We start from the raw sequence: 14,298 nt of genomic DNA on the forward strand, positions 1-14,298 counted from the left end.
CTGTTAGAAGTGTTTACACTGAATGGGTACAAAACATTAGCTTTCTTGAGGAAGGTCGCAATAAATCCATGACTGATACCGCTTATCGTCCCAATGGTGGCCGTCACCACGTTGTCGTGGTTGGCGCTGGCTTCGGTGGTCTCAACACCGTCCAGAAGCTAAAGAACGCCGATGTAGAAATCACTCTCATCGATAGGAAGAACCACCACCTGTTCCAGCCGATGCTGTACCAGGTAGCAACAGGCATGATTTCCGCCGGTGAGGTGGCCCCGTCCACCCGCCAGCTGCTGCGCGATCAGGATAATGTTCACTTCGTCAACGCCGAGGTTACCGATATCAACCTGGCTGACCAGACCGTCACTGCTGAGCAGGATGAGTTCTCCCGCACTTACGCATATGATTCCCTGGTGGTTGCAGCGGGCTCCGGTCAGTCCTATTTTGGCAACGACCATTTTGCCGAGTTCGCCCCAGGCATGAAGACCTTGGACGATGCCCTCGAGCTGCGCTCTCGCATCATCTCCGCGTTTGAGAAGGCTGAGCTTACCGATGACCCAGCGGAGCGCGAGCGCCTGCTTACCTTCATCATCGTTGGTGCTGGCCCAACCGGCGTCGAGCTGACCGGCCAGATTGTCGAACTAGCAAACCGCACCCTCAACGATGTCTACTCCAACTACGGGACCACCTCCGCCAAGATCTACTTGCTTGACGGCGCCCCACAGGTACTGCCGCCGTTTGGCAAGCGCTTGGGCCGCAAGGCACAGCGCACCTTGGAAAAGGAAGGCGTACAGGTTCACCTCAACGCCATGGTGACCGATGTGACCGCGGATACCGTCACTTATAAGGACATGAAGACCGAGGAGGAGACCACCCTGACGGGTGCTACCAAGATCTGGTCCGCTGGTGTGGCCGCTTCCCCGCTGGGCAAGATAGTTGCAGAGCAGGCTGGCGTCGAGGCAGACCGCGCAGGTCGCGTCTCCGTCAACGAAGATCTGACTGTGGGCGAGCACAATAACGTCTACATGGTCGGTGACATGATCTCCCTCAACCGCCTGCCAGGTCTGGCACAGGTTGCAATCCAAGGTGGCGCGCACGTCGCTAAGCTCATTCAGGCCAAGGTGGACGAGGAATCTACCGCTAATGAGAAGGAAGCCTTCGACTACTTTGACAAGGGCTCCATGGCAATCGTCAAGCGCTTCAACGCCGTCGTTAAGCTGGGCAAGACCGAATTCGGTGGCTTTGCTGGTTGGGTAGCATGGCTCGGCCTGCACCTGACCTACGTCATTGGTCTGCGCAGCCGCTTGGCCGTGCTGGTGAACTGGGCTACCAATATTCTTTCCCGCGACCGCGGCAACCTAGAAATCACCACTCAGCAGCGCATCGCGCGCAACATCATTAACAAGAACGAGAAGTAATTACTCCTCGACCGCATCGCCGCCCTCCTGCCTCAATGCAGGGCAAGGGCGGCGATGTTCTATTTTCCTGTCGTTACTCATTGATAGCGATAGCACCACACCAACTGGGCACTGGAGCGCCGATTTTCGCACATAGTTTCCGTGACCTTTGTTAGGCTGAGAATCGCAACATGGGGTGCCGCACACGGTGCGGCTGAGAAATACCCATCGAACCTGCACTCAGTTAGAACTAGCGAAGGGATAGTTGTGGGATATAGTTTTCTCCGCGCACACGATGCCGTGCGCGAGTCCACACCACTTATTCAATGTTTGACCAATAAGGTCGTTTCCAACGTCACCGCCAACGCCCTCTTGGCCGTTGGCGCCAGCCCGGCGATGGTTGATACTCCGGAGGAATCCCGCGAGTTTGCACAGGTAGCCGGCGGTGTTCTCATCAACTGTGGCACGCCTAGCTCCGAACAATACGGCGGCATGCGCGAGGCCATCGCGGGTGCGAATGCCGGACAGACCCCCTGGGTACTCGATCCGGTAGGCGCCGGCGGTCTCCCCCAACGCACCAAGTTCATGCACGAAGTGCTGCCCCTTGGCCCAGGGGCAATCCGCGGCAATGCTTCAGAAATCATTGCGCTCGCAGGTACCGGACAGGGCGGCCGCGGTGTCGAATCTACTGATGAAGTGGAAGCCGCGTTAGATTCCGCACTAGCGCTTTCCCGGGACACTGGCGCTGTAGTAGCCATTTCCGGCCCACGCGATCTTATCGTCCACGCCGGTGAAACCACGCGCGCTGCCTTCCTGCACTCCGGTCATCCGATGCTCCAAAACGTCATTGGTACTGGTTGTTCACTCGGTGCTATCTGCGCAGCATATTTGGCGGCGTGGGAGGATCCTTTCGAAGCAATCATCGCGGCCCACGCACACGTGGGAGCCGCAGGCAGCGTGGCAGCTGAAAAGCACCACGCGCCAGGCTCCTTTGCCGTTGCTTGGCTGGACGCGCTCTACGATGTCCCGACGGCGGACATCGAGGGACTAATCAAGCTCACAGACGTCGAAGGGGTTTAAATGGCAATCGACTGGTCGCTTTACCTTGTCACAGATCCAGATCTGGCAGGCGGGCGAGAAAACGTGGTTCGCATCGTGAAGGAAGCTGTACGCGGTGGGGTTAGCGTCGTCCAGCTGCGGGATAAGGAAGCTAGTGATGAGCAGATTGAACACACCGCCCGCGAGCTGCTGGCCGTGCTCGGCAATGTTCCGCTTTTTATCAATGACCGCGTGGAGGTAGCAGCAAAACTCGGCTGCCATCTACACATTGGTCAAAATGACATGGCCTTTCGTGAAGCCCGAGGGATGCTGTCCGATGAGCAACTTATCGGCTTGTCCATTGGCAACCACGCCGAACTTGCTGCCATTTCGGATGACGCCCGCCCGGATGTCATCGGTATTGGCCCTGTGTATTCGACGAACACGAAGAAGAACGCCCCGGCGGGGATGGGGCCAGATGCAGCAGCGGCCCTCGCCCGCGCCGCACGGGAACGCGGCATTGATTCCGTCGCCATCGGCGGCATTAAAGACCATAACGCGCACGAACTGGCGGGAAGCGACTTTGACGGCATTTGCGTAGTCAGCGACATCATGGCGGCCGCAGACCCTGCAGCAGCCGCCGGCCGACTAAAGGAGGCTTTTCATGCCTAAAGGTATCTATCCCCGAGTACTGTCCATCGCGGGTACAGACCCCACGGGCGGAGCGGGCATCCAGGCTGACCTAAAGTCCATTGCCGCTGCGGGCGGATATGGCATGAATGTGGTAACAGCCTTGGTAGCCCAAAACACCCAGGGCGTCCGCAGCGTACATGTCCCGCCAGTGGAATTTCTGCAAGAGCAGCTAGAAGCAGTCATTGACGATGTGGAGATAGACGCGGTAAAGATTGGCATGCTTGCTGACGCCGCCATTACCGCCAAGGTCGCAGATTTCCTACGCCGCCTGCCGGAGGATGTTCCCGTGGTCTTGGATCCGGTCATGGTGGCTACCAGCGGGGATAGGCTGCTGGAGCAGGAAGCCGAACAGGCCGTGCGAGATCTGTGTTCCCGGGTGGATATCATCACCCCAAACTTGAAAGAATTGGCTGTTCTCACCAACACCGAGGAGGCAGGCGACCTCGAGCAGGCCATCGCCACCGCTAAACAATGGGCGAAGGAAGCTTCTACTGCAGTTGTGGTCAAGGGCGGTCACCTCGATTCCGATATCGCAGACAATGCGGTAGTGAATCCGGATGGGTCCGTTCACCGCGTCTCCTCGAGCCGGGTGGACACGAAGAATACGCACGGCACAGGTTGCTCCCTCTCCTCTGCTCTGGCTACCCGGCTTGGAGCCGGCGATAGCCACACCGCAGCGCTTACGTGGTCCACCCACTGGCTGCACGAAGCCATTGTGCACGCGGATGCGCTCCAGGTGGGCAAAGGGCACGGTCCCGTGGACCACCTGCACCGCTCGCAGCGCCTCATGCGGGCGGCCTCTACCCTGCCACAGCCCTACCTTTCCGGCAGCTTGAAGGAACCAGAAAAAGTCGAGCAGCCCCGCGTTCCTGCGGCCGGACCACACACGCAACGTCTGTGGGACCTGGCGGGAAATCACTGGGAGGCTATCAAGGCTCTGCCCTTTATTCGGGCATTGGGAACGGGCGCTTTGGATAAAGAAGCCTTTGGGTTCTATCTCGACCAAGATGCCCAGTACCTCAACGCCTACTCCAAGGCCTTGGCTCGCCTAGCCAGCCTAGCCCCTGCAGCGGCACAGCAACTGCACTGGGCCGAAGGAGCGCATGATTGCTTGGCGGTTGAGGCCGAGCTGCACCGCGGCTGGCTCCAAGAGGGCATCACTACCGCAGCTTCTAGGGTTACTAGCGCCTATACGGACTTCCTTATCCGTTCAACTCATACGGATGACTACGTGGTAGGCGCTGCGGCAGTATTGCCCTGCTACTGGCTTTATGCAGAGGTAGGCCTACACCTCGCAGATTTCGATTCCCCAGAACATCCCTATCACTCCTGGCTTTCCATGTACGGCGGTGAAGACTTCCTCAACGGAGTCCGCGCCAGCCTCGACATTGTCGAGCAGGCTCTCAGCGGGGCGGATGAGCGCACTCGTACACGGGCCGAGCGCGCCTACATCACAGCGAGCCACCATGAGGTAGATTTCTTCGACCAAGCCGATAGGCGCTTTTAGGCCAGAAGGTCCGACCCCGGACGCGAAAGGACGGCGACGAGGAAGGTGGAATGCTCCGAGAATAGCTTCATGTCCCACGAGGAGAAGGTGAAGTCGACTCGGTAGCCCACCTTCTGCGCCATATCAAGAAAGTCGGAGAACTCCCAGCCCCGGCCCTCGCCGAAGCCGGTGACCAGGCGACCACCTGGTTTGAGAGAATTAAAGATATTGCGCAAAGCGGGCTCGCGGCCTTCTTTTGCTAGAAAGCCCATCACATTGCCGGCAGACACGGCGATATCAAAGGGGCCTTCCGGCACCTCTTCCTCGCACAGGTCTCCAACGAACCAGTGGCCGTCCGGAAAGTCGTGCTCTGCGTGCTCAATAAGAATGGGATCTACGTCGACTCCCACGACGCTGTGGCCGCGGCGAAGCAATTCGCCACCGACTCGGCCAGTGCCACAGCCGGCGTCGAGGATGGTGGAGTTGCGCTCGACCATGGCATCAATAAGCCGGGCCTCGCCATTGATGTCCTTGCCTTGTGCGGCAAGCAGCTTCCATTTGCGGGCAAAATTATGGGAGTGCTCGGGATTAGCTTCGGTTACTTCTTTCCACGTAGGCATAGATTCGATTATATTACCCGCCTTCGGTGTAAGATTTACCCGCTGCATAAAATCGCCGTCGAATTTTTGCGAACTTGTCCGCACTACCGCGCAAAGGAGGCTGAAACGATGCCATCCGTACCTTCACCCTTTAGGGGCCGCAAGAAACCCGAGCCTCCAAGTAAGCCCACCTCCCTGCCGGTACCACCGGAGCGCGCCATCGAACATTGCCGCGTCTTTGTGGATGGCGAGGCGCTACCCGGGGAGTATTCCACCAGCTCCGCGCTGGAAGCCATAGAAGAATACGGACGCGGATTTATTTGGGTGGGCCTGCACGAGCCCTATGAGTCCCAGATGACCAAGGTAGCCTCACAGTTTGGCATTCACGAACTCATCGTGGAAGACGCAGTTATGGCTCACCAGCGTCCCAAACTCGAACGCTACGATGACCAGCTCTTCGTCGTCGCCCGCTCCGTGAACTATCGCGACCACGATGAAGTAACGGATAAGCGCCAGATCATTTCCACCGGTGAGATCCAGATGATCATGGGCTCCAACTTCATCATCACCGTGCGCCACGGCGCAAAGCTGCCCAACTTGGCTTATACCGTGGAAGATGAGCAGGACTTGGTAGAGCTTGGCCCGGTGGCCATGGCCTGGAAGATCCTGGATATGATGGTGGACCGCTACTCGGAAATCTCCCGCCTTATCAGCATTGAGGTCGATGAGCTGGAAGAAGAAATCTTTACCCCGAACCTCAAGTTTGATGTGGACCGCATTTACATGTTCAAGCGTGAGGTGCTGGAGATGAAGCATGCCATCGACCCACTTTCGGTGGCACTGAAATCCATGGTCTCTGACCACAAGGATCTGATTTCTAAGCAATTGCGCTCGTATCTGCGCGACGTCAACGACCACGAGCTCGTAGTCAAAGACCAGGTCTCCAGCTTCGATGAGCGCCTTACCTCGCTTATCGATGCCTCGGTGGCCAAGGTAACCATGCAGCAAAACTCAGATATGCGCACCATTTCTGCGGTCGTTGGCATGTGGGCTGCGCCCACCCTGGTGGCCGGTATCTACGGTATGAACTTCGACATCATGCCGGAACTGCATTGGGCTTTGGGCTACCCCATGGCGATTATCATTATGATTGTGGTCGTTGTGGGCCTGTGGGCTTGGTTCCGAAAGAACCACTGGCTCTAAAGACTGCGGTACGCTCGTATACTATGAGCGATATCACTGTCTATGGTGCCACCGGGCTTGTCGGGCAATTGGTGGCGCGCTACCTTGCCTCGATTAACGCGCCCTCTGTGACTCTGGCCGGCCGGAACCGACCGGTGCTAGCCGCGCTGCGCGATGAACTCAATCAGCACTGGGACATCGCCATCGCCGCCGCCGATGATGCCGACGCTGTGGAGCACATGGTGGAACATACCAAGGTACTAATCACCGTGATCGGACCCTACAGCCTTTATGGGGATAACGTCGTTGCCGCCTGCGCGCGCCATGGCGTAGACTATGTTGACCTGTGCGGTGAGGTTCCCTTTATTCGCCGCAGCATCGATTCCCACCATGCCGTGGCCGAATCTACAGGTGCGCGCATCGTTCATTCCTGCGGCTTCGATTCCGTCCCCTCGGATATTGGCATGCTCAATCTCTACCAGGCGGCAGGAAAGCCGTTTGCACGGGTGCAGATGGTCGTCGACAAGCTCAAAGGCGGAATCTCACCGGGCACCATCGAGTCTTCCCTGCAGGTCTCGCATGCCGCGCACGCGGATAAAGATGTGGCCCGCAACCTGCACAATCCTTACTCACTAGATCCGGATCCCAAGGCCGGGCCACGCTTAGACGGCCTCCAAAATGACTTCGAAATCAAAGAAGTCGACGGCGTGGGCTGGGTGGGTCCATTTTTCATGTCCATGTTTAATACCCGCGTGGTGCGCCGCTCCAACGCTCTGCTTGGGCGGGCGTGGGGCAAGCGCTTGTTTTATAAGGAAGCGTGGTTTGCAGGCACTGGGCTAGCCGGTCGTGCACGGGCCTATGGACTGGCACTCGCCACCAAGCTGCTTTTTGATGGCACCCAATCACGCTTGCGCCCCGTGGTGGAAAAGGTCCTGCCCACGCCTGGGCTTGAAGGCGCGCATTTCCAAGTCAGCCACCACGGCGTGACTGAGGACGGCGAGCGCTGGCATGCAACCGTCTCAGCACAAGGCGACCCTGGCTACGAGGTTACCGCCATGATGCTGAGCCAGGCTGCACTCTGCCTTCTCGAATCGCGCGCCGACTCTGACCGCACAGGAGGCGTGCTTACCCCGGCCACCGGACTAGCTGAGCCGTATTTGGAACGGCTATCCTCCCACGGGATGTCCTTTACTGCCGAGCGGGTGAGCTAACGCAAAATCATGGTGCGCAAAGTGGTGCGGGCAATGAGCTCCCCGCCTTGGCGCATCTCAACGCTCCACAGGTGGGTGCGCCTACCAAGCTGCACTGGTGTGGCCACAGCCTCCAGTTCCCCCTGTCCCGTAGAGCGGATAAAGTCACTGGAAGTATTCACTCCTACTGCGGGGGCGTCGGCAGCCACCACGCTCGCGATGGAGGCCACGGTTTCTGCAATGGAGCAGTACAGCCCGCCATTGGCCACTCCCCAGGGCTGATGATGCTCGGGCTTAACCTGCAGTTTCGCACGCGCCTCGCGCGGGCCTATATGGGTAAATTGCAGCCCTATCAATTCCGCAAGGCCGCCATTGAGGGCATTAAGTGACGCCAATTCTTCTGCAGTGAGTACCCGCGTATGAGCGAGGTGAAGCAAGTCATTGAGTTTCTGCGTATCCGACATAGTCCACCAGCCTAGCCATTGATGACAGCACCGCATCCCAGTGACGTAGGATAGGCAGCATGACTGATAAGAATGAACTTGCTCAAATTGGCGTCGTGGGATTGGCGGTCATGGGATCTAATTTGGCCCGTAACTTTGCCCGCAACGGCAATACCGTAGCGGTCTACAACCGCAGCCCTGAAAAGACCCATGCGCTCATTGAGGCTCACGGTGAGGAAGGCAATTTCGTGCCTTCGGAGACCATCGAGGACTTCGTGGCTTCTTTGGAGCGCCCACGCAAGGCAATCATCATGGTTAAGGCTGGCAAGGCCACCGATGCGGTCATCGATCAGCTGGCTGAGGCCATGGATGAGGGCGATGTCATTATTGATGGCGGTAACGCGCTGTTCACGGACACCATTCGCCGCGAGAAGGACGTAGCCGCCCGCGGCAAGCACTTTGTGGGTGCTGGCATCTCTGGCGGCGAGGAGGGTGCGCTCAATGGCCCGGCCATCATGCCTGGTGGCCCGAAGGAATCCTGGGAGACTCTTGGCCCGATTCTTGAGTCCATCGCCGCTAATGTTGATGGCACTCCATGCGTTACCCACATTGGTCCAGATGGCGCCGGCCACTTTGTAAAGATGGTCCACAATGGTATCGAATACGCCGATATGCAGGTCATCGGCGAGGCTTATCAGCTACTGCGTTACGGTGCAGGCATGGAGCCGGCCGAGATCGCGGAGGTATTCCGCGAATGGAACTCCGGCGACCTTGACTCCTATCTCATTGAAATAACCGCCGAGGTTTTGGCCCAAAAGGATCCGGAGACTGGTGCCCCGCTTGTCGACGTCATCGTAGACGCCGCCGGTCAAAAGGGCACCGGCCGCTGGACTGCCATCAATGGCTTGGAGCTCGGTGTTCCCATTACCGGCATCGCCGAATCGGTCTTCGCCCGCGCGCTTTCCTCCTCCACCGCGCAGCGCAGCGCTGCCCAAGAAGGCCAGCTGCCTGCCGGCACTATCCAGGAGCTGGACGTGGACAAAGCCGAGTTTATTGAAGACGTGCGCCGCGCCCTTTATGCAGCCAAGCTCATTGCTTACTCCCAAGGCTTCGATGAGATCAAGGCTGGATCCGAGGAATTCGGATGGGATGTGGACCCTCGCGACCTAGCTACTATCTGGCGTGGCGGCTGCATCATCCGGGCGAAGTTCCTGGATCGCATCCGCGCAGCCTACGACAATAATGCAGACCTTCCTGCCCTCATCCTCGATCCTTACTTCAAGGGTGAGCTGGAAGACCTCATCGATCCGTGGCGCCGAGTAGTTGTCGCTGCCACTCAGCTGGGCCTACCGGCCCCAGTCTTTGCCTCTTCCCTCTCCTATTACGACAGCCTGCGTGCCGAGCGCCTTCCCGCCGCCCTGATTCAAGGCCAGCGCGATTTCTTCGGCGCACACACCTTCAAGCGCACCGATAAGCCAGGTACCTTCCACATCGAGTGGTCTGGCAACCGCAGCTTGACCCAAACCGACTAGATTCGTATTGCTTTGATGGGGCCCTTCGGGGCCCTTTCCCATATTTAGCAGGCGCTTCCACACGAATGCGGCGATCCGCCTTATTGCCGATAGTATGGGTAAACAATGACTACCTTTGCCGATCTCGGCTTACCCCAGCGCCTAGTGCACGTATTGCGTGACCAAGGCATCACCGAACCATTTCCCATCCAAAGCGCCGCGATTCCCGACGTCCTCGCAGGCAAAGATGTACTCGGCCGCGGCCCTACCGGTTCCGGAAAGACCTTTACCTTCGGTTTACCCATGCTCGCCCGCCTTGCCGGAACGGGTGCTTCCAAGCCCGCTCATCCCCGTGCGCTCATTCTTGCGCCAACCCGGGAGTTGGCCACCCAGATTTACCAGCGTCTTGATGAACCTGCGGCAACGCTTGGCTTGAGAGTTCTCGCCGTGGTGGGTGGGGTAAATATCAATCACCATATCCGCTCGCTGGCACGCCCCGTCGATGTTCTCGTCGCCACCCCTGGCCGCGCCCAAGATCTCATAAACCAGGGAAAGCTGCATTTGGATGCGGTCTGCATCACCACCCTTGATGAGGCCGACCAAATGGCCGATATGGGCTTTCTACCCCAGGTACGCAAACTCCTGCGGTTGACCCCAGCAACAGGTCAGCGATTGCTGTTTTCGGCGACCCTCGACGGGGACGTCAATAAGCTGGTGGAGCAATTCCTCCACGATCCTATTGTCCACTCCACAGCTCCGGTTCAAGCTGCGGTGGACTCCATGTCCCATCATCTCTTTTTCGTCGGTGACCGTCCGGCGCGGAATGAAGTTGCCTTGCGAATTGCTGCTCGCCAGGGCAAAACCATCATGTTCATGCGTACGAAGCACGGGGTGGATAGGCAGGTCAAAAAGCTGCGCCGTGCTGGCATCAATGCTTATCCGCTACATGGAGATAAGGGGCAAGGCGCGCGCACCCGCGCCATCGAGGGCTTTAGCGATGGCAGCGTACCCGTGCTGGTTGCCACAGATATTGCCGCGCGCGGTATCGATGTTGCGGATGTTTCCCTCGTCGTTCATATCGATCCACCCGCAGAACGCAAGGCATATCTCCATCGCGCGGGGCGCACGGCACGTGGCGGCGCGGCGGGGACCGTCGTTACTTTGGTCATGGATGAACAACGCGAGGAAATATCCGCGCTTATTAACAAAGCAGGGGTCACAGCTACTGAGCACGATATTTCTGGCCGCGATAATCCTGCAGGTGCACCTGTGCTCAAGGAGGTAACGGGTGCTCGCAAACCGAATGGTCCCGCCCTTCCCCCGCCTGGGCAGGCCACCCCCCAGAACCAAGCGAAGCCCGCAAAGAAGATATCCCCATCTCAACGCCGCCGCACAGGTAGTAGAAACACCCGTCGCCGCGGCCGCTAAGACAAGGAGGAATGCCCTCGTGCACACTTTGAGCCCGGATGATTGGCAAGCTCAGCTACAACAACACGAAAAGCAAGCCACCGACCGCTTAGAGCGTTTCCGCCACCCTGGCAGCCATCACCCTGTCTTCGATTTTCTCTTTGAGTACTACCCCGTCCGGCCTTCCCACTTGAAGCGTTGGCACCCGGGTGTAGGAATAGCGCTAGAAGGCACTCCCCCACACGCCGAATGGCGCGACTACCACGCCACCCCAGACGGCGTAACCGTCGATGTGGCTGGCTTTCTACAACGCCGCGGTAGCTCGGTTCGTTATATCTCGAATCTTCTTCGCCACTCTGCAAGCAACCCCGCCCACTTTGACTGCTTTGGCCTGCACGAATGGGCGATGGTTTACCACACAGACACCCCACGCCATTCGCTTCCTTTGCGCCTAGGTGCAGAAGGCACAAACCGAGTTGTGGATGAACACTCAATTAAGTGTTCCCACTACGATGCCTTCCGTTTCTTTACCCCACCAGCTCGTCCGCTTAACCTCACCGTGCTGCACCGCGAAGACCAGCCCGCAAATGACCAAGCGGGCTGCGTACACGTCACGATGGATCTTTATAAATGGGCGTGGAAGCTGGGCCCTCTGGTTCCTGGCAAGCTATTCCTTGAGTGCCTGGATTTGGCGATTAAAGCACGCATCCTAGACATGGAGGCCTCTCCTTATGACTGCCGTGACTGGGGTCTCGGAGTAGTGCCCATCGAAACCCCTGAAGGCAAAGCCGAATATGTCTCTCAGCAGCGTTCCCTGGCGCAGAAGGCCGAACCGCTGCGAGCCAGGCTTGTCGCTGTGATAGATCAGGCACTCGCCCCGCTACAATAAGCCACTAACAACGGCAGTTTGCTTGGGAGGAACACACCACATGGCACGGCATTCAAATGGGAAAAATACCTTCGCGGTAGCGGGATGGGTTATTGCAGTGGCTGTCATCGCGCTTCTGGCCATCATCGCCTTGGTGGCCTTCCTCTTGCGAGGTACGGACAATGCCGATGAGGACGATACCGCTGCTCCCGCAGCTGTTGAAAGCAGCAGCGAAGCTACAACGGAGATGACCACGAAAACGACCTCCAGTGTCCCCACTTCCGCCGCGCCTACCAGTTCTTCCTCTCCACGGAGCTCCGCCCCAGCTTCTAGTTCCGCAGCACAACCCAAGCCCGATCTAACTATGGCTGCAAATACCCTACTTCTTTTGGATACTTCCTCCTCAATGGCTCCCATCTACGGTCCTGTCTCCCAGGCCTTGGGCACCACCGCGTCTGACCTAGCTGCTGACGGCGGGGCTGTGTCCTTGTGGAATTATTCTTCACCCATCTCTGAGACGGCAACGGTTGGCTACCGCCAGAACTTGGGCTTTGGTGATGGCAATGCCGTATCCGGCACGCTCGGAGGCTTTGGTACCGGCGGTGTTCCACAAACGCGCAGCGCTGTTGTAGCGGCTGTAGCTAACGCTGCCGACCAAGCTGCAGGTAGCGGCGACAAGTCGCGGGTGCTCGTGGTGACTACAGGTACCGAGCAAGACATGGATGATGCTCAATTTACGGCTGCACTTAAGGACGCTGCTTCGAAGGACGTTTCCCTCAGTGTCGTGCACGTAGGTGAAGGCAACGTGGATGCGGCTCTAAAGTCCGCAGCCGATAGTTTCACCACCGTTGACTCAGCGGAGGAAGCCAAGCTTACTGGCGCTATAACTAAGGCCGCAGGCGTTTAATATCCAACTGCCCTTTCCCTCGGTACCAAACGATTATGTTCGGTGCCTTTGTTTCTATCTCCGTAAAGGTACCGACAGCTAGGCACAGGTGGCACTTCAATAATCGAGCCCGTGTTAAAAGCCGGATTGAAGCGCCTTGGGCTAGGGCCCGGCGACGCGAAGAGATACAAGGTTCCGAGGGCGCTTAACGTAGGCTGCTCGTTGTTTGGAGATCAAAAATCCACCCTATTTCCCCGTGAGCCGGGAAATAGGGTGGATTCTTATGTTCGAAGCCTAGGAGGTTTTGCGCTTGCGACGGGCAGCAAGCTCGTCGAGCCCGACGACGTTGTCCTCGGCGAAGTCTTCGATGCGTTCCGAAGGGAAAGAAGAAATGGTGCCGGACAGTTCCTTCAAGATACCAGGAACTGCAATGCCAAAGACGCCCTGGCCACCGGCAAGCAAGTCAATTACCTCATCGTTAGAACGGCACTCATACACGGTGGTGCCATCTGATACGAGGGTGAGCTCTGCCAAATCATTGACACCACGATCCCGCAAAGACTCAACGGCCAAACGGATATTTTGCAGGGAAATGCCGGTATCTAGCAGGCGCTTAACAATCTTGAGTACCAATACATCCTTGAAGGAATACAGGCGCTGGGAACCAGAACCACGTGCCGTTCGAATGGACGGATTCACCAAGTTGGTGCGTGCCCAATAGTCCAGCTGGCGATAAGTAATGCCGGCAACCTGGCAGGCAATAGGCACGCGGTAGCCCACTTCCTCATCAGGTCCGACATCAAAAAGTGATTCCTGTACGTAGATGGATTCGGACTGGGAGTCCTCGATAATGCTCACGTAATTACTCCAATGGGGTTTGTTGGAAGTTCTAAAGATCAATTAAAAGCCAAGCGCATGCACCCGTCAAGCGCTGTCTGCTCAACTTTCAAGTACAACTTTAGACTTCTCAAACCACATTGTCACCATTAGTCACACGCGTGTCATTAACTTTTTTCTTCATCATCCCCCGAAAGGAAATCCTTTTCTTCCATTCCCAAAGATCTCATCATGGCCTCGAAAACCGCATCTGCCTGCGCATTCCCTGATGCCGATGTGGAAGACTCCGCGTTTTCGCTGCCAGTTTCCGAATCATCTTGAGAAGGGGTAGAAATCTCCAAGTCGAAATATTCTTTCAGATCCGCATCACTGGCATAAACGGATACCTGCGCGAGGAGCTCCGCCTCGGCAGAAATGGGGACATTGAAAAATTCGGATACAGCTAGCGCATCACTAACCCGAGCATCATAAACGTCGCCGTTCGCAGCCTTAATGTCTACCATGAACGTTCCCTGGTGGTAGTTGGCAACGTCTATGGATTCCACCCCGCCTGTTGCCTCAAGGATCTCGCAGATCAGGTCGTGCGAGTTGGGCCGGTTTGGCTGGTGCCCATCTAAAGCGGCGGCCAATTGCATGCCCTCAATGGGAGAAATCCACACGGGGATCAAGCGGTTTTCCTCTGGCCAGCGCAACAATGCGCAGACATCATCTTCAGGACCGACTTGGTGGATTCCGTGGAACTCTAGGGTTACATCACTCATGACTAC

At 57.5% G+C, this 14,298-nt stretch carries 14 protein-coding genes; 10 read left to right on the forward strand and 4 right to left on the reverse strand.

Annotated elements, in window-relative coordinates:
- Positions 1–68 precede the first annotated feature (68 nt).
- From WMP96_RS08950 to WMP96_RS08965, 4 genes are all read left to right on the forward strand, one after another.
- On the forward strand, positions 69–1,412 hold the full coding sequence (locus WMP96_RS08950) for an NAD(P)/FAD-dependent oxidoreductase (protein ID WP_340432983.1): 1,344 nt from the start codon (positions 69–71) through the stop codon (positions 1,410–1,412).
- Between the two features lie 246 nt (positions 1,413–1,658).
- The gene (gene thiM / locus WMP96_RS08955) at positions 1,659–2,471 is read left to right on the forward strand and encodes a hydroxyethylthiazole kinase (RefSeq protein WP_239206049.1); all 813 of its coding nucleotides are present in this window, start codon (positions 1,659–1,661) and stop codon (positions 2,469–2,471) included.
- On the forward strand, positions 2,472–3,101 hold the full coding sequence (gene thiE / locus WMP96_RS08960) for a thiamine phosphate synthase (RefSeq protein ID WP_239206051.1): 630 nt from the start codon (positions 2,472–2,474) through the stop codon (positions 3,099–3,101). It begins immediately after the preceding gene.
- Entirely contained in the window at positions 3,094–4,629 is a 1,536-nt protein-coding gene (locus WMP96_RS08965; protein ID WP_340432992.1) for a bifunctional hydroxymethylpyrimidine kinase/phosphomethylpyrimidine kinase, read from the forward strand. Before thiE ends, WMP96_RS08965 begins: the two co-directional genes overlap by 8 nt.
- Here WMP96_RS08965 and WMP96_RS08970 read toward each other — a convergent pair.
- The gene (locus WMP96_RS08970) at positions 4,626–5,228 is read right to left on the reverse strand and encodes a class I SAM-dependent methyltransferase (protein WP_034655351.1); all 603 of its coding nucleotides are present in this window, start codon (positions 5,226–5,228) and stop codon (positions 4,626–4,628) included. The genes WMP96_RS08965 and WMP96_RS08970 overlap by 4 nt on opposite strands.
- Before the next feature lie 108 nt (positions 5,229–5,336).
- Between WMP96_RS08970 and WMP96_RS08975 the strand changes: the two genes are divergently transcribed.
- Together WMP96_RS08975 and WMP96_RS08980 are read left to right on the forward strand one after the other, a co-directional pair.
- Entirely contained in the window at positions 5,337–6,410 is a 1,074-nt protein-coding gene (locus WMP96_RS08975) for a magnesium and cobalt transport protein CorA (protein ID WP_239206055.1), read from the forward strand.
- Between the two features lie 23 nt (positions 6,411–6,433).
- Positions 6,434–7,600: a saccharopine dehydrogenase family protein gene (locus tag WMP96_RS08980; RefSeq protein WP_034655349.1), complete on the forward strand. Its 1,167-nt coding sequence runs from the start codon at positions 6,434–6,436 to the stop codon at positions 7,598–7,600.
- Here the strand turns inward: WMP96_RS08980 and WMP96_RS08985 are convergent.
- Positions 7,597–8,043, reverse strand: a complete 447-nt coding sequence (locus WMP96_RS08985; RefSeq protein WP_340432996.1) for a PaaI family thioesterase — start codon at positions 8,041–8,043, stop codon at positions 7,597–7,599. The genes WMP96_RS08980 and WMP96_RS08985 overlap by 4 nt on opposite strands.
- Before the next feature lie 59 nt (positions 8,044–8,102).
- Between WMP96_RS08985 and gndA the strand changes: the two genes are divergently transcribed.
- The 4 genes from gndA (at position 8,103) to WMP96_RS09005 (ending at position 12,715) form a co-directional block, all read left to right on the forward strand.
- Positions 8,103–9,554 (forward strand): NADP-dependent phosphogluconate dehydrogenase, encoded by a 1,452-nt coding sequence (gndA, locus tag WMP96_RS08990; RefSeq protein ID WP_239206059.1) that lies wholly within the window; start codon positions 8,103–8,105, stop codon positions 9,552–9,554.
- A 105-nt stretch (positions 9,555–9,659) separates the two neighbouring features.
- Entirely contained in the window at positions 9,660–10,961 is a 1,302-nt protein-coding gene (locus WMP96_RS08995; RefSeq protein ID WP_239206061.1) for a DEAD/DEAH box helicase, read from the forward strand.
- A gap of 19 nt (positions 10,962–10,980) precedes the next feature.
- Positions 10,981–11,829, forward strand: coding sequence for a 3-methyladenine DNA glycosylase (locus WMP96_RS09000; RefSeq protein ID WP_340432998.1), 849 nt, complete (start codon positions 10,981–10,983; stop codon positions 11,827–11,829).
- 40 nt (positions 11,830–11,869) lie between these two features.
- Positions 11,870–12,715 (forward strand): hypothetical protein, encoded by an 846-nt coding sequence (locus tag WMP96_RS09005; RefSeq protein ID WP_239206065.1) that lies wholly within the window; start codon positions 11,870–11,872, stop codon positions 12,713–12,715.
- 273 nt (positions 12,716–12,988) lie between these two features.
- Here the strand turns inward: WMP96_RS09005 and WMP96_RS09010 are convergent, their stop codons facing one another.
- Both WMP96_RS09010 and WMP96_RS09015 read right to left on the reverse strand, forming a co-directional pair.
- The gene (locus WMP96_RS09010; RefSeq protein WP_411338901.1) at positions 12,989–13,552 is read right to left on the reverse strand and encodes a MerR family transcriptional regulator; all 564 of its coding nucleotides are present in this window, start codon (positions 13,550–13,552) and stop codon (positions 12,989–12,991) included.
- A gap of 146 nt (positions 13,553–13,698) precedes the next feature.
- Positions 13,699–14,292 (reverse strand): bifunctional nuclease family protein, encoded by a 594-nt coding sequence (locus tag WMP96_RS09015; RefSeq protein WP_340433001.1) that lies wholly within the window; start codon positions 14,290–14,292, stop codon positions 13,699–13,701.
- Between the last annotated feature and the right edge of the window lie 6 nt (positions 14,293–14,298).

The organism is Corynebacterium sp. KPL4035 (assembly GCF_037908325.1).
Classification (GTDB): Bacteria; Actinomycetota; Actinomycetes; order Mycobacteriales; family Mycobacteriaceae; genus Corynebacterium; species Corynebacterium kefirresidentii.